The following is a 19,945-nucleotide window of genomic DNA, read 5'->3' on the forward strand; positions in this document are numbered from 1 at the left end:
TTGCCAGTGATGATCCATGTTCAGGCAAACAGGGTGCGCGCCCCTTCGAAGCGGGCGGAGAAATAGCTGTTGTCCAGCCGGTCTACCCGGATGGCGCTATTGGTGCGCGGGGCATGCACGAATTTGTTGTCGCCAATGTAAATGCCCATGTGGGAGAAGGAGCGGTTCATGGTGTTGAAGAACACCAGGTCACCTACCTGCATCTGGCTGTTGCTGACGGGGCGCGCCAGGCTGGCGATCTGGGCGGCATTGTGCGGCAGCTTCACTCCCACCGCATTCAGGTAGATGTAGCTGACCATGCCGCTGCAATCCAGCCCGGCTTCCGGGTTGGCACCACCGAACTTGTAGTCCAGATCCAGCAGTCCCAGGGTGTACATGAGGATCTCCCGGCCCGCGCCATCTGCCTTCAGGGCAGACAGCGTTTTGTCCTGTGATGGATAGGGGCGCACGTGGCTGGTCTTCTTCGGCGGTGTGCCGCAGCCGCTCAGCCACAAAGCCAGCGTGCCCAGCATTGCACCGCCCAAAAGGCGGCGGCGTTGCGGGGAGGGCAGGGTGGGCCGGGTTTTGCTCATGATTGTTTTGCCTCCAGTTCTTCCCAGCGGGCCAGTTTTTCCAGCAGCAATTCGTCGATGGCTTCAATGCGCTGCTGCCAGGCAATGGCTTCCTTGGGGGTGTCGCGATAGCAGTTCGGGTCCAGCAGTTGCTGGTTCAGCGTGGCTTGTTCCTGTTCCAGAGCGGCAATCTCATCGGGCAGTGCGGCCAGCTCGCGGGTTTCATTATAAGAAAGCTTGCGATTGCTCCGCTGCTTCTCCGGCTTGGCCGGGGCGGCTGGCTTGCTGGCTGTCGTGGTGGCCTTGCTGGCTACTGTTCCTTGCATGGCTGCCATGCGCGCCTTGGTGTCGATCCAGTCCTGATAGCCACCCGGGTATTCTTCCAGCTGACCATTGCCTTCAAAGGCAATCACCTGGGTAACCACATTGTCGAGGAAAGCCCGGTCGTGGCTGACCAGAAACACCGTGCCGCTGTATTGAGCAATCACGTCTTCCAGAAGTTCCAGCGTGTCGATGTCCAGGTCGTTGGTGGGTTCATCCAGCACCAGTACATTGGCCGGACGGGTGAACAGGCGGGCCAGCAACAGGCGGTTACGTTCGCCACCAGACAGCGAGCGCACCGGGCTGCGCGCACGTTGCGGCGAGAACAGAAAGTCTTCCAGATAACTCATCACATGCTTTTTCACCCCGCCGATTTCGACGAAGTCATTGCCCTGGCTGATGATGTCGGCCACGCTGGTGTCTTCGTCCAGCTGTTCGCGGAACTGGTCGAAGTAGGCAATCTCCAGCTTGCTGCCTTGCTTGATGCTGCCGCTGTCCGCTTCCAGCTGACCCAGGATCAGCTTGAGCAAGGTGGTCTTGCCGGCACCATTGGGGCCGATCAGGCCGATCTTGTCACCGCGCAGGATGCGGGTGGTGAAGTCCTTGATCAGGGTGCGGCCTTCAAAACCCTTGCTGACATGTTCCAGCTCGGCCACCAGTTTGCCCGAGCGCTCGCCGGCATCCAGCTGGAAATTGACCTGTCCCACGCGTTCGCGCCGGGCGCTGCGTTCGCGGCGGATGGCTTCCAGACGGCGGACACGGCCTTCGTTACGAGTACGGCGTGCCTCGATGCCCTTGCGGATCCACACTTCTTCCTGCGCATGGAATTTGTCAAAAATGCGGTTCTGCTCTTCCTCGATGGCGATTTCTTCGGTCTTGCGCACCTGGTAGGCGGTGAAGCTGCCCGGATAGCTGCGCACGATGCCACGGTCCAGTTCCACAATGCGGGTGGCGACATTGTCCAGAAAGCGCCGGTCGTGGGTGATCAGCAGCACGCTGCCGCTGAAGTTCTTCAGCAAGCCTTCCAGCCATTCGATGGCAGCAACGTCCAGATGGTTGGTCGGTTCGTCCAGCAGCAGCACGTCCGGCTTGGCCGCCAGTGCACGGGCCAGTGCCACGCGCTTTTTCCAGCCACCGGACAGTTCACGGATCAGGGTGTCGGCTTGCAGGTCCAGGTGGGAGAGGGTGGTGGAGATCAGTGCATCAAACTGCCAGCCATCACGTGCTTCCAGTGCATGTTGCAGCGTTTCCATGCGTGCCAGCGCGGTTTCATGATCGGCATCCGGCTGGGTCAGTTGCTGGGTAACCTGATGGTATTCGCTGAGCAAGGCTTTCAATTCGCCCAGTCCGCTGGCAACCGCGTCAAAAACGGTGTCGTCCGGGTTGAGTTCCGGCTCCTGTGCCACGTAGGCCACGCGCACATCGCCCTTGATGTTGATGCGCCCGTCGTCCAGCGTGATGGCGCCCGCAATGCCCTTGAGCAAGGACGACTTGCCGGCACCATTGCGGCCAATCAGGCCAACCACTTCGCCCGGCTCCAGCGCGAAATCGACATTATCCAGCAAAGCGTGATGGCCAAAAGCCAGGCAGGCCTTTTCAACAGAAATCAATGACATTGCAGCATCTTGTAATCAGGGTTCAATGGCCGCAATTGTAGCATGCGGCGTGCTGGCCCTTGCGGACTTGGGTTACAATGCGCGCCAACTCGGAATGGAAAGGAATGCCATGTATTTTGTTGACCGCTCGGTTGCCGTAATCAAACCCAAACAGCCATTTCTGGACTGGCTGAATGCCGTGCCCGGCAACGATATGGTGGATTTGACCCTGGACAGCCTGCGCAGTGACTGCACGGTGATCCTGTTGCCGGAGTTCAATGAGCCGGAAGAGGCAGTTGCCCATATCGATGAGCAGTACGAACAATTGTTCAAGATTGAAGTGGCGTCCTGGTATGACGACGAAGACCTGTGGCCCAAGGACATGTCGCTCAAGGCCTTCTGGGAATGGTTTGATGTGGAAATCCACTCTACCGTACTGGATACGGTAGAAGGCGATATCAGCAACAGCCCGGCAGGCGAGCTGTAAGCCATTTCATGCACAAGGCCCGCTTGCTGCCGCCCTTTGCGCTGCAATTACGCCCGTCCCGCATCTTCTTGCTTTTGGTGTTGTGCGTGCTGGCCTTGTCTGCTGTCTTGTTGATGCTTTATCAGCCGCGGATGTGGGCACTGCTGCCCTGTCAGTTTCTGCTGGGATGCCTTGCCTTGCGTGCCAACGGCTGGGGAAATCCTAACAGGGTGCGGCGTATCGAAGTGGATGCCCATGGCCGCATGCAGTGCTTGCAAGGCGACCGCACAGTTGAAGTGCAGTTGCGCGACGACTGTTTTGTGTCTCCCTTGTTTGTCATTGTCAATGTGACGGCCGCAGGCCGTCGTCACAGTTGTCTGCTGTTGCCGGATAGCGCCGATCAGGAAGCACTGCGGCAATTGCGGGTCTATCTGCTGTGGTTCCATCCGGAAGCAGAGCGGCTTACACCTGCTGTTTTGGAAAATCCATGATGCAAAGAACTACGCTGAACGAATGGTTGCAATGGCTGGAAGGCCTGCATGTCACCACCATAGACATGGGTCTGGAACGGGTACGCAAAGTGTGGCATGCCATGCAGGTGCAGCCTGCTTTCCCGGTCATCATGGTGGCCGGGACCAATGGCAAGGGTTCGGTGTGTGCCATGCTCTCCACCATGTATCAGCGTGCCGGTTTCAAGGTGGGCTGTTATACCTCGCCGCACATCCAGCACTACAACGAGCGGGTGGCGATCGACCTCAAACCAGTGAGTGATGAGCGCATCATCAAGAGTTTTGCCGCCATCGATGCGGCGCGGGGTGATACCTCGCTGACCTATTTCGAGTTCGGCACCCTGGGGGCCATGCACAGCTTCATCGAAGAAAAAGTCGATGTGGCCATCATGGAAGTTGGCCTGGGTGGACGTCTGGATGCGGTGAACATCTTTGAACCGGATGTGTCGGTGGTGGTGAGTGTGGATATCGACCACGCTGCCATTCTGGGTGACAACCGCGAGGATATCGGCTTCGAGAAAGCCGGTATCTACCGACCGGGCAAGCCAGCCATCTGCGCAGACCCGCAGCCGCCGCAGCGCCTGCTGGATCATGCCGCGGCCATCGGTGCCGACCTCAAACTGCTGGGTCGCGATTACAGCTATAGCCGCATGGACAATCAATGGTCCTTCCAGATGGGCAGCGCACGTCGCCATGCCTTGCCCATGCCTGCGCTGCGTGGTGGCTACCAGCTGGGCAATGCCGCAGCTGCATTGGCGGTGCTCGACTGCCTGCATGAGCGTCTGCCGGTCGGTATTGGTGCGCTCAAGCAAGGTCTGGTCGAAGTGGAATGGCCCGGTCGTTTCCAGGTATTGCCGGGCCGGCCGGTGGTGGTGCTGGATGTCGGACACAATCCGCATGCGGTCAAGGCCATGGTGGCCAGCCTGCGCCAGTTGCCGTTTGCCGAAAACCGTTACGCAGTATTTTCCATGCTGGCGGACAAGGACCTGGCTGCCGTGGCCGAACTGGCCAAGGATGAATTCGATGGCTGGTTCGTGGCCGGCCTTGATATGCCACGCGGGCAGAGCGGCACCGGGATTGCCGCGCAGCTGAATGCGCTGGGCATCGGCAAGGTGCGCGCCTTCGAAGATGTTGCGTCTGCCTGGCAAGCTGCCTTATCGGCAGCGGGCGAGAATGATAGAATTACCGTTTTTGGCTCTTTCCACACTGTTGCCGAGGTGCTGGAAGCCCGTCGGCAACGCACTTGAGGATGGCATGGCACTGTCTGCCCACGATGAACTGATTTTGTTGCGCAAGCGTGCCCGGCGTCGCCTGGTTGGCGCGGTTGTGCTGGTGACGGTATCCACGGGCGTCCTGTGGAATGTGGTTGGTCATCTGCCGGATCAGCAAATGCGCCCGGAGTCGGTGGAGATCGCCAGTGAAGCTTCCGGCGCTCCGGCAGAAACTGCGCTGCCCCCGGCCGTGCATGTGGCCAGTGCTTCTGCACCTGCTGTTGGCAAGCCGGTGGCATCGGCTCCGGCCCTGGCCAGTGCGTCTGCTCCGGTTGCCAAAACTGCCGGCACCCAACTGCCGGCAGATCTGAATTCCGTGGTGCCGGACAAACCTGCAGCCACCACTGCCAGTGTGGCGGCACCTGCAGCAGTTGCAGCGGTGGCGACGGTAGGTGCCATCGCCGCCGGGCAGTCCAAGGCCAAGGCGCCGGAAGGTGCCAGCCAGCCGCTGGTGCACGAGCCGCCGAAAAAGAAAGTGGCCAGCAAACCGGTGGAAGCGCGTCAGCCGGTAGTGGCTGACAGCAAGCCTGCCAAGGCTGAGAAACCCGCTCCGGCCAAGCATAAACAGCCTGACCCGGCAGCCATTTTGTCTGGTCATTTTGATGACGAACCGGCAAGCAAGCCGGCTGCTGTAAAGAAAAGTGAGTCCAAGCCGGAAAAAGTGGATAATGTCGGCAATGGCAAATCCGTGATCCAGCTGGCGGCACTGTCTGACCCGGCCAAGGCCGATGCACTCAAGAACAAGTTGTCTGCTCTTGGGGTGTCTGCCCACTTCAGCAAGGTGCAAACCAGCAAGGGTGAAGTCACCCGTGTGCGGGTCGGGCCGTTTGCCAGCCGGGCAGAAGCAGAAGCTGCACTGCGCAAGCTTTCCCAGGCTGGGGTTTCCGGCATTGTCGTGAGCAAGTAAGCAACGATGACCGTCTTTGACTACATTGTGATCGCCATCCTGCTTGGCTCCGTGCTGGTGGCCATGGTGCGCGGCCTGGTGGCCGAGGTGCTGTCGCTGGGCTCCTGGCTGCTGGCTTTCTGGTGTGCCAAGGAGTTGTCGCCACTGGTGGCAAGCTTCATGCCCAACGAATTGCCAAGCCAGGGTTTGCGTCTGCTGGCTTCTTTTGTGCTGTTGTTTTTCCTGTCGTGGCTGGCCACGGCATTATTGCGTATCACCCTGACCAGTCTGCTGGATTCGGCCGGGCTGGGTGGTCTGAACCGATTGATGGGTGCCGTGTTCGGCCTGGCTCGCGGGCTGGTGCTGGTCACGGTGCTGGTGCTGGTGGGCGGCTTGAGTGACATGCCGCGCCAGCCTATGTGGAGGAATGCGGTATTGGCCGCTCCATTCGAATCACTGGCCTTGTCATTAAGGCCCTGGCTGCCAGCCATGCTGGCAGACAATCTGCATTACACCGGTTAGTGTGATGGAACAGGCGGATTATCTTGATATCTTCACCTCAAGATTTCCGCCTTTTTCTTTGGCTGTAGGTTTTGTCTGAAAATCCTGGTAGTTGGGAAGAGAGAGTAGAGCAATGTGTGGAATTCTAGGCGTGGTAGGGCAGTCCCCCGTCAATCAGTTGTTGTATGACGGACTGCAAGTGCTGCAGCACCGTGGGCAGGATGCGGCGGGTATTGTCACCTCCAGTGGCAAGACCTTTCACATGCACAAGGGCAGCGGCATGGTGCGCGATGTATTCCGCACCCGCAATATGCGCTCCCTGATGGGCAATGCCGGTATCGCGCACGTGCGCTACCCGACGGCCGGTTCTGCTTCCAGTCTGGCCGAGGCTCAGCCGTTCTATGTCAACTCGCCCTTCGGCATCGTGTTGGCGCACAACGGCAACCTGACCAATACCGACGAGCTTAAGGCGGACATGTTCCGTCACGACCTGCGTCACATCAACACCAATTCCGACTCGGAAGTCCTGCTCAACGTATTCGCCCATGAACTGGCCGAGCGTGTGGTGGGCTTTGAATTGAGCGTGGAGGCCATCTTTGGTGCCATCGAAGCCGTGCATCGCCGTGTGCGTGGTGCTTATGCCGTGGTGGCGCTGATCGCCGGTTACGGCCTGGTGGCTTTCCGTGACCCCAATGGCATTCGCCCGCTGGTGATCGGCAGCACGCAGGGCAGTGGCAAGACCGAGTACATGTTTGCTTCCGAATCGGTTGCGCTGGACTGCTCCGGCTTCAGCACGCTGCGTGATGTCGAGCCGGGTGAGGGTGTGTTTGTCAGCTTCGATGGTGATTTCCACGCCCGTCAGTGTGCCAAGGAAGTCCGCCACGCGCCCTGTCTGTTCGAATATGTCTACTTTGCCCGCCCGGATTCGGTGATTGACGGTGCTTCGGTTTATCAGGCACGTATCGTGATGGGTGAGAAGCTGGGCGAGAAGATCCGCCGTGTGCTGCCGGAGCTGGACATCGACGTAGTCATGCCGATTCCGGATACCAGCCGCCCAAGTGCCTTGGCGCTGGCCAACAGCCTGGGCTTGCCATACCGCGAAGGCTTCATCAAGAACCGCTATATCGGCCGCACCTTCATCATGCCGGGTCAGGCTGTGCGCAAGAAATCGGTTCGCCAGAAGCTCAACCCGGTTGCCTGCGAATTCAAGGATCGCAATGTACTGCTGGTGGATGACTCCATCGTGCGTGGTACCACGTCCAAGGAAATCGTGCAGATGGCGCGTGATGCTGGTGCCAAGAAAGTGTACTTTGCTTCCGCAGCACCTGCGGTACGCTTCCCCAATGTTTACGGTATCGACATGCCGACCCGTGCCGAGCTGCTGGCTACCGGTCGCACCGAACTGGAAATTGCGGCAGAAATCGGCGCAGATGCGGTAATTTACCAGGACCTGTCGGCCTTGCAGGAAGCAGTGCATTCGGTGAATCCGAAACTGCATGAATTCGAAACTTCCTGCTTTGACGGCAAGTACATCACCGGTGACATCACGGCGGCTTATCTGGATGCCATCGAGTGCGCCCGCGGTGCCGACAAGAAAGAGGAAAATCCGGTCAGTACCCAGATGATTGATTTGAACCTGAATGTGGCAGAGCAAAACCTGATGTAAGTCAGGCGCAGAAAAACCGGCTCCGGCCGGTTTTTTTCATGGTGGCCCAGGTATGGTGCCAGCGGCTGACATCGTTATGCCGCAATTTCATTTAGATAACTGGTACTGATCAGGCAAGATAGCCTGCACAAGACGGTGGCAAGCCATGGTGGCTTGTTCCCGGCAACAAGATTCGAGAATCATCATGTCAGTCGAAAATAATCCGCAACAATATCATCCTGAAACACTGGCAATACGTGGCGGCCGTGAAAGCAGTGAATATCGCGAACACAGCCAGGCCCTGCATCTGACTTCCAGCTTCTGTTACGAGTCGGCAGAGCAGGCCGCTGCCATGTTCATGGGTGAAATCGAAGGTTATACCTATTCCCGCTTCACCAACCCCACCGTCACGGCCTTCCAGCAGCGACTGGCGTTGATGGAAGGTGGTGAGCGCGCCATCGCCACGGCTACCGGCATGGCGGCCATACAGGCCATCATGATGAGCCTGCTCAAGGCGGGTGATCACATTGTCTCCTCGCAAAGCCTGTTCGGTTCCACCATCAATCTGTTTACCGGGCTGCTGGCAAAATTCGGCGTGGAAACCACCTTTGTCGATGCACGAGATCTGACAGCATGGGAGGCTGCGGCCAAGCCCAACAGCAAGCTGTTTTTCCTGGAAACCCCCTCCAATCCGCTGACCGAGATTGCGGATATCGCGGCCATTGCCGACCTTGCTCATCGTCACAATGCCTTGCTGGTGGTGGATAACAGTTTTTGTTCGCCGGCCTTGCAGCAGCCACTGAAGCTGGGGGCTGATCTGGTCATGCATTCCGCCACCAAATACCTGGATGGTCATGGCCGTGTGATGGGTGGCGCGGTCGTGGGCAGTGATGTGCTGGTTGAGCAGGTTTACCTGCATGTGCGCGCTGCCGGCCCGACCCTGGCCCCGTTCAATGCCTGGGTGTTGTTGTCCGGTCTGGAAACCCTGTCGTTGCGCATGGAAAAACACAGCGCCAATGCCTTGGAACTGGCGCGCTGGCTGGAGGCACACCCCGCCATCGAACGGGTGTATTACCCGGGACTGCCCAGCCATCCGCAGCATGAGCTGGCCCAGCGTCAGCAAAAAGCGGGTGGTGCGGTGGTGTCGTTTGTGGTGAAAGGCGGGCGTGCCGGTGCGTGGCGACTGGTTGATGGTGTGGAACTGATTTCACGGACTGCCAATCTTGGCGACGTAAAGAGTACAATTACCCACCCGGCATCTACTACGCATGCGCGGGTGGCCCCTGAAGTGCGGCAGAAGGCCGGCATCGAGGAAGGCCTGATCCGGGTGGCCGTGGGCCTGGAAAATGTCGAGGACCTGAAAAAGGACCTGGCGCGTGGACTTGACTAAATATTGATACCTGCGTTTCATTCAAACGAACGGCAGTCTAGACTTTAGACTGCCGTTTTCGCGATGGTGTACTGGAAATCCATCCATATTGCAAGGAGGGAGCTCTTGACACTGATCAAATTAAAACGTAAGTTTGAAACGCTTGTTCGAAAGCTGAGATGGACAAGACTAAATGCCCTGCAAGTACAAAAAAGGCACAAGAGAACATGGAAGCCAGCCGCCCGGATACGGCAACACGCATTCTTGACGTTTCCGAACGTCTGTTCGTGGAGCACGGATTCGAGGCTACCTCGCTTCGCATGATTACTCAGCAGGCCGAAGTCAACCTGGCCGCGGTGAACTATCACTTCGGCTCGAAGGATGCACTGTTTGAAGCCGTGTTCATGCGCAGGCTGGCGCCCTTGATTGCGTCCTGTCTGGCTGAGCTCGACGAGCTGGAGGCAAGAGAAGAGAAGCTGTCAGTGGAAGGCTTGGTCACGACCTTCATCCGGCCGTGTCTGGCGCTGTCCAAGGACCCTGCGAGGGGCGGGGCCCTGTTTGTCAGACTTCTGTCACGCACACTGGTGGAAAACCACCGGCTGCTGCGTGAAACCATCTCACAGCAATACAGTGTGTTCGTGCAACGCTACTCGCGCGCATTTCATCATGCGCTGCCAGAGCTTGGGGTGGAGGAGCTGGCCTGGAGAATGCACTTTGCATTCAGCGTCATGTTCAACGCGTTCGCCGGAAATGATGTGCTGAAGATTTTCACACGCAGCCAGATTGTTTCCGCGCGGGATCCAGACATGATCGTGAAGTATCTTGTGCCATTTGTGGTTGCCGGGTTGGTCTCGCCTGTCAAGGGTTAGCAGGGTCAACACGAGGGTAAATCACAATGTTTGCTGCTGTTCTTCTCATCGCACTGCTTGGTGTGATGGCGTACTATCGCGCGCCGGTGCTGGCGTGGACTGTGGGGCTGGCAGCCTGGCTTGCCAGCCTGCAATTTGCGTTTGGCTGCCCGGTTTCCACCATTGTCTGGGGTGTGTTTGCACTCCTGGCACTTGTGCTGAATATCGTTCCACTGCGTCGTGCCGTTTTCACCGGCCCGGTATTCGGTATCTTCAAGAAAATCACCCCGGCGATGTCGCAGACCGAACAGGAAGCGATCAACGCGGGTACGGTGTGGTGGGATAGGGATTTGTTCTCCGGCAAGCCGGATTACCAGCGCCTGCTGGCCTTCCCGGATGCCAAGCTGAGCGCAGAAGAGCAGGCTTTCCTGGATGGCCCCACCGAGCAGCTGTGCGCGATGATCGACGACTGGAAGATCACCCACGAGCTGAAGGACTTGCCGCCTGAAGTGTGGCAGTTCATCAAGGACAACGGCTTTCTGGGCATGATCGTCAAGAAGAAGTACGGCGGTCTGGAATTCTCCAACTATGCTCACGCCAAAGTGGTTACCAAGATTGCGACGCGTGGCGGTTCTGCTGCGGTGTCGGTCATGGTGCCCAACTCGCTCGGTCCGGGTGAGTTGCTGCAGCACTATGGCACCGAAGCACAAAAGGATTATTACCTGCCGCGCCTGGCCAAAGGCGTGGAAGTGCCGTGCTTTGCCCTGACCAGCCCTTATGCCGGTTCGGACGCAGGCAGCATTCCTGACTATGGCATTGTCTGCCGTGGCAGCTATACCGACCCGCGCAGCGGCCAGCGGCACGAAAACGTGTTGGGCCTGCGCGTCAGCTGGGAAAAGCGCTGGATTACCCTGGCTCCGGTCGCCACCATTCTGGGTCTGGCATTCAAGATGTACGACCCGGACCACCTGCTGGGCGACAAGGAAGAAATCGGTATTACCTGCGCACTGGTGCCGACCGAGCATGAAGGCGTCTGCATCGGTCGCCGTCATTTCCCGGGTGGCGCTGTGTTCATGAACGGCCCGACCTGGGGCAAGGATGTGTTCATTCCGCTGGAGTGGATCATTGGCGGGCGTGAATTTGCCGGTCAGGGCTGGCGCATGCTGGTGGAGTGTCTGTCGGTTGGTCGCTGCATTTCCCTGCCGGCCATGTCGGTGGCCTGCGGCAAGGTAACCACCTTCACCACTGGTGCTTATGCCCGCATTCGCGACCAGTTCGGCCTGCCCATCGGCAAGTTCGAAGGTGTGGACGAAGCCATGGCACGTATTGCCGGCTACACCTACCAGATGGAAGCCTCGCAGGATCTGGCGCTGACCGGTCTGGACATGGGCGAGAAGCCATCGGTGCTGTCTGCTGTGCTCAAGTACCACAACACCGAGCGCATGCGCAAAACCATCAATGATGCGATGGATATTCACGGTGGCAAGGCCGTGGTGCTGGGGCCGCGCAACTATCTGGCACGTGCCTATCAGTCCATCCCGATCGGCATTACGGTGGAAGGTGCCAACATCCTCACCCGTTCGATGATCATCTACGGTCAGGGTGCCATCCGCTGCCATCCGTTTGTATTGCGCGAGATGAAAGCCGCCATGGCCAATGATGCTGCCGAGTTTGATCGTGCCATCACCGGTCACATCAACTTCGTCATCAGCAATGTGTTCCGTTCGCTGTGGCTGGGGCTGACCGGTGCCCGCTTTGCCGGTGCGCCACGTGGTGGCGAAACCGCGCTTTACTACAAGCAGGTCACCCGTTTCTCCAGTGCCTTTGCCTTGCTGTCCGACATGGCCATGTTCAGCCTGGGTGGCACGCTGAAGTTCCGCGAAAAACTGTCGGCCCGCCTGGGTGACATGTTGTCCAATCTGTACATTGCCACGGCTTGCCTCAAGCGTTTTGAACGCGATGGGGCTCCCAAGGAAGACCTGGCCGTGCTGCGCTGGGCGGTGGAAAACGCATTGTTTGATCTGCAACAGGCGATGGATGGTTTTCTGGCCAACCTGCCCAGCCGTGGTCTGGCCTGGGTGCTGCGCAAAATCATCTTCCCGTGGGGTCTCACCCTCAAGCCTGCTTCGGATCGCATTGGCACCAAGGTGGCGCGCGCCATGATGGAGCCGGGCGGCATGCGCGATCGCTTGACCCGGGGCATGTATGTATCGCCTTCGGAAGAAGATGCCGTCGGTGTGCTGCGCCATGCGCTGGATGCCATCCTGGCAACGGAGCCAGTCGAACAGAAGCTGCGCAAGCTGGCGCGTGATGGCAAGTTCTCGCGCATTACTGCGCGTGAGCGACTGGAAGAGGCCTTGCAAAGCGGCTTGATCACCCAGGCTGATTTTGATGCGGTCACCCGTGCACGCAAGCTCAAGCGCGATGTCATCATGGTGGATGATTTCGACATGGCTCTGGAGCAGCATGATGCGGCACTGCTGAAGCGCCACATTTTCTGAGCCTGTTTTCTACACTGAATGGATTGCCGGGTGATTCTTCATCCGGCCGTTCAGTCAAGTTGCCGTGTTGCGGCAATTTGACTGAGCGATCACCAGGAGCGCCTTATGGATTCCACTACACCTCGCCTGCCAACCTTGCGGGTTCGGGCTCTGCCAACTGCCACCAATGCTTATGGGCGGGTACAGGCCGGCTGGCTGATGGGGCAGATCGACATGGCAGGCAGTCTGGATGCAGAGCGCCTGGCGCGGGGGCCGGTGGCGACAGTGGCGGTGAATGCATTCCAGTTCACCCACCCCATCTTGCTGGGGGATGTGGTCAATCTGTATGTCGAAAGACTGCGGGTGGGGCAAAAGTCGGTCACGCTGAAGATATCGGTTGAGGCGGAGCGGCTGGATGGCGAGCTGGTATTTGTCACGGAAGTGATTGCCACTTTTGTGGCAATTGATGTTGATGGTAAATCGCGAAACTTGGCGGAAGTTGGTTGAATTTAAGAGTATTTGTTGCTTGTTTGTTGTGTAAAACGATCGTTTGGAACAAACGCTCTTATTTTGGTGGACATGCTTAGATTCTCTGGTAGTATCCAAATTGATCCGTAGTAATACGGACATAAAAAGCGACTAGGACTACATACAGATATATTCGCAAGAGAGGGATGACACATGAAACTGAAGCACCTCAGCCAATCCGTGATGCTCATGGGAGTTGCCGTCGGGGCGTTCTCTTCCACAGCACTGGCTTCCGGTTACCACTTCGGCTCGCAAAGCGTTTCCGCGCAAGGCACGGCATTTGCCAATAGCGCAGAAGCCAGCGACGCTTCCACCATTTTTTATAATCCGGCAGGCATGTCGCGTCTGACTGGCACCAACTTCTCCGGTGGCCTGACCCTGGTAGTGCCGGATTCCAGCTATACCGATAATGGTTCCAAGACACATTCCGGAACTTCGACTGGCGGTGGCAGTGCCAGTGGCTATGCGCCGGACTATGTAGTTGCACCATCTTTCTATGCAACGCATCAAATTAATGATAAATGGACGGTTGGTCTGGGTGTATTTGTCCCGTTTGGTGCAGAACTGAACTATGGCGAAACCTGGGCGGGCCGCTATTCGCTGGAAAGCATCAAGCTGGAAACCCTGAACTTCAATCCTTCGGTGTCCTACAAGCTGGATGACCACCATGCCTTTGGTTTTGGCGTTTCTGCCCAATACATGAAGGCATACTTGTCCAAGGCGGTTGATCTGACAGGTGTACCTCACAACGGTGATGGCCATGCTGCCTTGAGTGCAGATGGCTGGGGTTTCGGTTTCAATCTTGGCTACATGTACCAGCTGAATGATGCTACCCGCTTTGGTGTTGCCTATCGTTCCAATATCCGTCAAAAGCTTGATGGACAGGCGTACTGGGATTTGAGCGCGGCAGGTTCGTTTGCATCCGTGATTCAAAACAACTTCCATCACGTAAATTCGGATGGCACGGTAACAGTGGATACCCCGGAATCCATTTCGGTCAATGGCTTCCACAAGCTGAATGACAAGGTAGACCTGATGGCCGACCTGACCTGGACCCGCCATTCCCGCCTCGACCAGATTGATATCAAGTTCAGCCAGCCGGGTGAAGGCGACCTGGTGATCAAGCAGGGCTGGCGCGATACCTTCAAGCTGTCCCTGGGTGCCAATTACCATTACAGCGACAACCTGCTGCTGCGTACCGGTGTCGCCTGGGACCAGTCTCCGGTCAAGAATGCAGACGAAACCCATCCGGCCTTGCCGGATAGCGACCGCTACTGGTTGTCCTTTGGTGCCAACTACAAGCTGAGCAAGCAGTCGTCGCTGGATTTTGCCTACTCTTATGTGTTCTTCAAGAATGCTAATGTCAACTATACCGACAGCTGCACGACAACGTCGACTACATGTACCGGTAACGGCGAAACCACCAAGGGCTCTTACAAGACCAATCTGCAATTCCTTGGTCTGCAGTACAACTACAGCTTCTAAACAGACAGTAACGGTTTAGGGGCGTGGCAGGGCAGTGGCGGCCTTGGTCGCTGCTGCCCGAAAGCAAGGCAGGCATGAGGGGCCTGCCCCATGATTGATGAGTTTCAACATAACGAGGAAACCATGTCTCAAACCAAGTTCAATGTACGCAAGGTGGCAGTGCTGGGTGCTGGCGTGATGGGTGCGCAGATTGCCGCTCATCTGGTCAATGCCAAAGTGCCGACCATCCTGTTTGATTTGCCGGCCAAAGAAGGCAACAAGAATGGCATCGTGCTCAAGGCACTGGATGGCCTGAAAAAGCTCAAGCCGTCCCCGCTGTCCAATAAAGACGCAGTCGGTTACATAGAACCGGCCAACTACGAAGACCACCTGCACCTGCTCAAGGATTGTGATCTGGTGATCGAGGCCATTGCCGAGCGCATGGACTGGAAAGCCGACCTGTATCACAAGGTGGCACCGCATCTGGGCGAACACACCATTTTCGCCACCAACACCTCTGGCCTGTCCATCAACAAGCTGGCCGAGAACTGTCCCGATTCCGTGCGTCCGCGCTTCTGCGGCGTGCACTTTTTCAACCCGCCGCGTTACATGCACCTGGTCGAGATCATCCCGTGCGTAACGTCGGACGCGGGCATGCTGGACAATCTGGAGCGTTTCCTGGTGACCACCCTGGGCAAGGGTGTGGTACGTGCCAAGGATACCCCCAACTTTGTTGCCAACCGCATTGGTGTGTTCTCCATGCTGGCAACCATCGCCAATGCCGAAAAATTCGGCATCCGCTTTGATATTGTCGACGATCTGACCGGCCCGCGCCTGGGTCGCCCCAAGTCTGCCACCTTCCGTACTGCCGACGTTGTAGGCCTGGACACCTTTGCCCACGTAGTGAAAACCATGGACGACACCCTGCCGGGTGACCCGTGGCATGGCTTGTTCAAATCGCCGGAATGGCTGCAGAAGCTGATTGCAGCCGGTGCGCTGGGTGCCAAGACCAAAGTTGGTATCTACAAGAAAGACGGCAAGAAAATGTTCGTGTTCGACGCGGCCAGCGGCGAATACGTTGGCGGCGGGCAAAAGGGTGATGATGCGGTCAAGGACATTCTGAAAATTGCCGACCCGGCGGAGAAATTCCGTCAGCTGCGCGCGAGTGAGCATCCGCAGGCACAGTTCCTGTGGGCCTGCTTCCGCGATGTATTCCATTACATCTCTTACCATCTGGCAGATATTGCCAACTGTGCCCGTGATGTGGATTTTGCCATTCGCTGGGGCTTTGGCTGGTCGGTTGGTCCGTTTGAAACCTGGCAAGCTGCCGGTTGGCAGCAGGTAGCACAGTGGATTGATGAAGACATCAAGGCAGGCAAGGCCTTGTCCGGTGCCGCATTGCCTGCCTGGGCATTGCAGGCCGACCGTGCCGGCGTGCATTTTGCGGATGGCTCCTACAATGCGGCAGGTCAGAACCTGGTAGGCCGCTCCACGCTGGACGTATACCAACGCCAGTTGGCTCCGGCGCGTGTGCTGGGTGAAGCGGCTGCTCCGCTGGGCGAAACCGTATTCGAAAACGATGGCGTACGTGCCTTCACCACGGGCGATGACATCCTGGTAGTGTCGTTCAAGTCCAAGGCACATGCCATTGGCCCGGATGTCATCACCGGTTTGAACACCGCACTGGATATTGCAGAGCAGCGCTTCAAGGGGCTGGTGATCTGGCAGACCGAAGAGCCGTTCTCTGTTGGTGCCGATCTGCAATCCATGCTGCCTGCCTTCATGACGGGTGACTGGGCTGCCATTGACGCTACCGTGCGCCGCTTCCAGGAAACCTCCATGCGCCTGCGTTACAGCCAGGTGCCCACCGTAGCCGCGACTCAAGGCTATGTGTTCGGCGGTGGTTGCGAATTTGCCATGCACTGCGACAAGACCGTTGCGGCATTGGAATCCTATGTTGGTCTGGTGGAAGTGGGTGTTGGCCTGTTGCCGGGCGGTGGTGGTTGCAAGGAATTCGCCTTGCGTGCCGCACAGGAAGCCAAGGGTGATGTGTTGGCCGCACTGAAGGATTACTTCATGGCGATTGCCACTGCCAAGGTGGCCACCAGCGGTCAGGAAGCACAGGAAATCGGCTTCTTCCGCAAGGGCGATCCGGTGGTATTCAATGCTTACGAACTGCTGTATGTCGCCAAGCAGCAAGCGCTGGCCATGGCTGAATCCGGCTATCGCCCGCCGCTGAAAGTGAAGGGCTTCCCGGTGGCTGGCCGCTCTGGCGCCGCTTCCATCAAGGGCTCGCTGATCAATATGCTGGAAGGGAATTTCATCTCCCAGCATGACTTCTTCATTGCTTCGCAAATCGCCGATGTCATGACCGGTGGTGATGTTGAGGCCGGTACGCTGGTGAACGAGCAGTGGATTCTGGATCTGGAACGCAAGGCCTTCATGACCCTGCTGCAAAATTCCAAAACCCAGGATCGCATTGCCAACATGCTCACCACCGGCAAACCGCTGCGCAACTAATACGAACAATGCATCAGACCGACGGCCGCGAGGGGCGGAGCCGTCGGCTGCAAGGAGATTGAAAAATGGTCAAGCAAGTACAGGAAGCTTATATCGTCGCTGCCACCCGTACCCCGGTGGGCAAGGCACCGCGTGGCATGATGCGTCATGTGCGTCCGGATGACATGCTGGCGCATGTGATTACCGGCGCGCTGGCCCAGGTGCCGACGCTGGATCCGAAACTGATTTCCGACTGCGTGGTGGGTTGCGCATTTCCTGAGGCGGAGCAGGGCCTGAATATGGCGCGTATCGGCGTGCTGTTGGCGGGGCTGCCCAATACCGTTGGTGGTATCACCATCAACCGTTACTGCTCGTCCGGTATCAATGCCGTACAGATGGCGGCTGACCGCATTCGCCTGGGTGAGGCCGACGTGGTGATTGCCGCGGGTGCCGAGTCCATGTCGCTAGTGCCGATGATGGGTAACAAGGTATCGCTGAACCCGGAAATTTTTGCCAAGGATGAGAACTATGCCATCGCTTACGGCATGGGCCTGACGGCAGAAAAAGTAGCCCAGCAGTGGGGTGTGTCGCGTGAAGACCAGGACGCTTTTGCCGTCGAGTCGCATCGCCGTGCCATCGCCGCCATTGATTCCGGTGCCTTCAAGAGCGAAATCACCCCGCTGGAGGTGACTTATCGCACCCCGAATCTGGAAACCGGTGAAGTCATCAGTAAGACCAGGCTGCTGGATACCGACGAAGGTCCGCGTCGCGAGACCACGCTGGAAGGCCTGGCCAAGTTGAAAACCGTGTTTGATGCCAAGGGCTCGGTGACCGCCGGTAACTCTTCGCAAATGTCCGACGGTGCCGGCGCGGTGATTCTGGTGTCCGAGCGCGTACTGAAGGAATTCAACCTGGTGCCGCTGGCACGCTATGTCACCTTCGCGGTGAAGGGTGTGCCGCCGGAAATCATGGGTATCGGCCCGAAAGAAGCTATCCCGGCTGCCTGCCAGCAAGCTGGTATCACACAGGATGATCTGAAATGGATCGAGCTGAACGAAGCTTTTGCTGCGCAAGCATTGGCCGTGACGCGTGATCTGGCGCTGGATACCAGCAAGATCAACCCGCATGGTGGTGCCATTGCCCTGGGTCACCCCTTGGGCGCTACGGGTGCCATCCGTACCGCAACGCTGGTGCATGGCATGCGTAATGCCGGCCAGCAGGGCTACGGCATGGTCACCATGTGTATCGGTACCGGCATGGGTGCGGCAGGCATTATCGAAGTGCTGTAAACAAGTACCCAAGCATGAAAAACGCCCGTTTGACGGGCGTTTTTTGTTTCTGCTTGCGATTTGGATGGAGTTGTTCAGTCAACCTTTGACAAGGTGTCAAAATCACTGTTGCTGCAGTCTTCGAATTCTTGCTGCGGCGTTTTCAGGCGAATCAGGTAAGACTTGCCCTGTGCCGTGAGAATCTGCTCCCGGCCCGGTTCGGCCAGTGGCTTGGGCATCAGGAACCAGCGTTGACCCTTGCGTGAATTCGGCTGGGTAATATAGATGGCAGTGGTGGGCTGGTCACGATTACCACCGGGCTCGCTCAGGGAAACACCAACCGGGTTTTGCCCCAGTATTTCAATCCCGACCCGCGTGCCATTCTGCTGCCGCAAGATGCGGCGGATGGCACCCAGCAACAGGGGATGGCTCTCGGTCTTGACCAGCACGATACGACCAATGGCAAGCTGTTCAACGCTCTTGCCAACAAAGGTCAGGCCCATCCCGGTGCTGCTGATATCGTTGACCTTCCACTCCTGGATGGAGTTGGCACTATTGTTTTCAATGTCCTGAATCTTGACGGCAAAGGCGGCGCGTTCGAAGCCGATGGTGACTTGTGCGGCCGAGCTGTGCAGCGAGCGCTCAGACTTGCGCAAGGATTTGCCACCATCATCCGACCAGCGGATGGCCAGCTTTTCACACAGGGCCAGCCATTCTTCCCGTTCCAGCTTGGCATCCAGCGCGCGCAGGACGGGTGGTACCGAGCGGTCCAGATCAAACATCAGGTCGGCAAGCCGGCTGGTCAGGTCGTTGGTGGACCAGTAACGCAGCCACTTGCCGGCCATGCCGCGCAGGATGGGTTGCGGATGCTCAGGCATGCTCAGATTGACGACAAAAACCGGCTCCTGGATGGGGGGCTGCTTTTCCAGATGAATACCCTGGCTAAGCGGCATCATCAGTTGGTCTACCGCGATGATTTCCCGGTGCAGCATATTGTCTGTTTGCGCCAGATACAGCATGCAGCCCTGCAGCAGTAATTGTTCACAGCTGACCTCAACCTTGGAGTCCGGATACAGCATCAAGGGCGTGCGGGCAACGCCGGCTTCTTCAGCCTGCATATAAAAGCGGAAGCCTTGTTGCCAGACCGACCCTTCCGGTTTCAGGTAACGCAGTGAATTCCACGCGATCAGGCGCATCTGGTGATGCAGGCCGCGTGCAGTGATCAGGCGGATATCCGCTTCCAGCGCGGTATTCGGAGCTGCCTGATACAGGCGCAGGCAAATCTGGTAGGCATTGGCCAGTTCATGCCAGAAGGCAAGAATGGTGGGCAGGTAGTTCTTGCTGCCTGGCGTGGCGGCCAGGAAATCCTGGCACAGCTGGTGGTGAATGTTGTGGGCTTTGTCGTCCACATAAACCAGGGTCTTGATACGCTCCTTCAACGGGGTGTCGGTGTCCGCGTTGATTTTGGAGATGGCCTTGATGATTTCAACCAGGGCGGTAAAGTATTCTGTCTGCGGCAGGTCCCTCACCAGCATGGTAGCGGATTGCGCAATACCTGTTGCCAGAGAGTTTTTTGTGAGCAGGGAACTGACCAGAGATTTAAAATCGAACATTGTGCCTTAGCTTTGTTGGGCTCTATGTTTTATCGAATGTATGTCACTATATCTTACGTCACCGGATGCGTGGGTGAAATAGCAATTTTTCCTTTTTTACCGAATATGCATGTTTGTCTGAAAAGATTTGT

General features: G+C 57.6%; 16 protein-coding genes. 13 read left to right on the plus strand and 3 right to left on the minus strand.

Going from position 1 to position 19,945, the window contains the following annotated elements; all coding sequences use genetic code 11:
- Nucleotides 1-20 precede the first annotated feature (20 nt).
- Complete coding sequence (locus ACE3SE_RS04330) at nt 21-572, minus strand: C40 family peptidase (RefSeq protein ID WP_242673531.1); 552 nt, start codon at nt 570-572, stop codon at nt 21-23.
- Nucleotides 569-2,488, minus strand: coding sequence for an ATP-binding cassette domain-containing protein (locus ACE3SE_RS04335; protein ID WP_374554035.1), 1,920 nt, complete (start codon nt 2,486-2,488; stop codon nt 569-571). Before ACE3SE_RS04335 ends, ACE3SE_RS04330 begins: the two co-directional genes overlap by 4 nt.
- A 109-nt stretch (nt 2,489-2,597) precedes the next feature.
- Here ACE3SE_RS04335 and ACE3SE_RS04340 point away from each other — a divergent pair, with 109 nt between their 5' ends.
- The 13 genes from ACE3SE_RS04340 (at nt 2,598) to ACE3SE_RS04400 (ending at nt 18,222) form a co-directional block, all read left to right on the plus strand.
- Entirely contained in the window at nt 2,598-2,954 is a 357-nt protein-coding gene (locus tag ACE3SE_RS04340; protein WP_045848075.1) for a hypothetical protein, read from the plus strand.
- 23 nt (nt 2,955-2,977) lie between these two features.
- Nucleotides 2,978-3,424, plus strand: coding sequence for a protein YgfX (locus ACE3SE_RS04345; protein ID WP_374554036.1), 447 nt, complete (start codon nt 2,978-2,980; stop codon nt 3,422-3,424).
- Entirely contained in the window at nt 3,424-4,689 is a 1,266-nt protein-coding gene (gene folC, locus ACE3SE_RS04350) for a bifunctional tetrahydrofolate synthase/dihydrofolate synthase (protein WP_045848076.1), read from the plus strand. The genes ACE3SE_RS04345 and folC overlap by 1 nt, the downstream gene beginning before the upstream one ends.
- 7 nt (nt 4,690-4,696) lie before the next feature.
- Entirely contained in the window at nt 4,697-5,620 is a 924-nt protein-coding gene (locus ACE3SE_RS04355; RefSeq protein ID WP_062789008.1) for an SPOR domain-containing protein, read from the plus strand.
- Nucleotides 5,621-5,626: 6 nt separating this feature from the next.
- The gene (locus ACE3SE_RS04360) at nt 5,627-6,121 is read left to right on the plus strand and encodes a CvpA family protein (protein WP_045848050.1); all 495 of its coding nucleotides are present in this window, start codon (nt 5,627-5,629) and stop codon (nt 6,119-6,121) included.
- A 112-nt stretch (nt 6,122-6,233) separates the two neighbouring features.
- A complete protein-coding gene (purF, locus tag ACE3SE_RS04365; RefSeq protein ID WP_045848051.1) occupies nt 6,234-7,766 on the plus strand; it encodes an amidophosphoribosyltransferase in 1,533 nt (510 codons plus the stop codon).
- Between the two features lie 184 nt (nt 7,767-7,950).
- Entirely contained in the window at nt 7,951-9,135 is a 1,185-nt protein-coding gene (locus tag ACE3SE_RS04370) for an O-succinylhomoserine sulfhydrylase (RefSeq protein ID WP_374554037.1), read from the plus strand.
- A 206-nt stretch (nt 9,136-9,341) separates the two neighbouring features.
- The gene (locus ACE3SE_RS04375; protein WP_045848053.1) at nt 9,342-9,983 is read left to right on the plus strand and encodes a TetR/AcrR family transcriptional regulator; all 642 of its coding nucleotides are present in this window, start codon (nt 9,342-9,344) and stop codon (nt 9,981-9,983) included.
- Between the two features lie 26 nt (nt 9,984-10,009).
- The gene (locus ACE3SE_RS04380) at nt 10,010-12,463 is read left to right on the plus strand and encodes an acyl-CoA dehydrogenase (RefSeq protein ID WP_374554038.1); all 2,454 of its coding nucleotides are present in this window, start codon (nt 10,010-10,012) and stop codon (nt 12,461-12,463) included.
- Nucleotides 12,464-12,568: 105 nt separating this feature from the next.
- Nucleotides 12,569-12,949: an acyl-CoA thioesterase gene (locus ACE3SE_RS04385; protein ID WP_062789005.1), complete on the plus strand. Its 381-nt coding sequence runs from the start codon at nt 12,569-12,571 to the stop codon at nt 12,947-12,949.
- Between the two features lie 174 nt (nt 12,950-13,123).
- Nucleotides 13,124-14,455 (plus strand): OmpP1/FadL family transporter, encoded by a 1,332-nt coding sequence (locus ACE3SE_RS04390; protein WP_374554039.1) that lies wholly within the window; start codon nt 13,124-13,126, stop codon nt 14,453-14,455.
- 123 nt (nt 14,456-14,578) lie between these two features.
- Nucleotides 14,579-16,954 carry a 3-hydroxyacyl-CoA dehydrogenase/enoyl-CoA hydratase family protein gene (locus ACE3SE_RS04395; protein WP_374554040.1) on the plus strand — a complete coding sequence of 792 codons (2,376 nt, stop codon included), beginning with the start codon at nt 14,579-14,581 and terminating at the stop codon, nt 16,952-16,954.
- Nucleotides 16,955-17,019: 65 nt separating this feature from the next.
- The gene (locus tag ACE3SE_RS04400) at nt 17,020-18,222 is read left to right on the plus strand and encodes an acetyl-CoA C-acyltransferase (protein ID WP_062789004.1); all 1,203 of its coding nucleotides are present in this window, start codon (nt 17,020-17,022) and stop codon (nt 18,220-18,222) included.
- A 74-nt stretch (nt 18,223-18,296) separates the two neighbouring features.
- Here the strand turns inward: ACE3SE_RS04400 and ACE3SE_RS04405 are convergent, their stop codons facing one another.
- Nucleotides 18,297-19,736, minus strand: a complete 1,440-nt coding sequence (locus tag ACE3SE_RS04405) for a PilZ domain-containing protein (RefSeq protein ID WP_231588916.1) — start codon at nt 19,734-19,736, stop codon at nt 18,297-18,299.
- Between the last annotated feature and the right edge of the window lie 209 nt (nt 19,737-19,945).

The sequence above is a fragment of the Aquitalea pelogenes genome (assembly GCF_041914625.1).
GTDB classification, from domain to species: domain Bacteria; phylum Pseudomonadota; class Gammaproteobacteria; order Burkholderiales; family Chromobacteriaceae; genus Aquitalea; species Aquitalea pelogenes.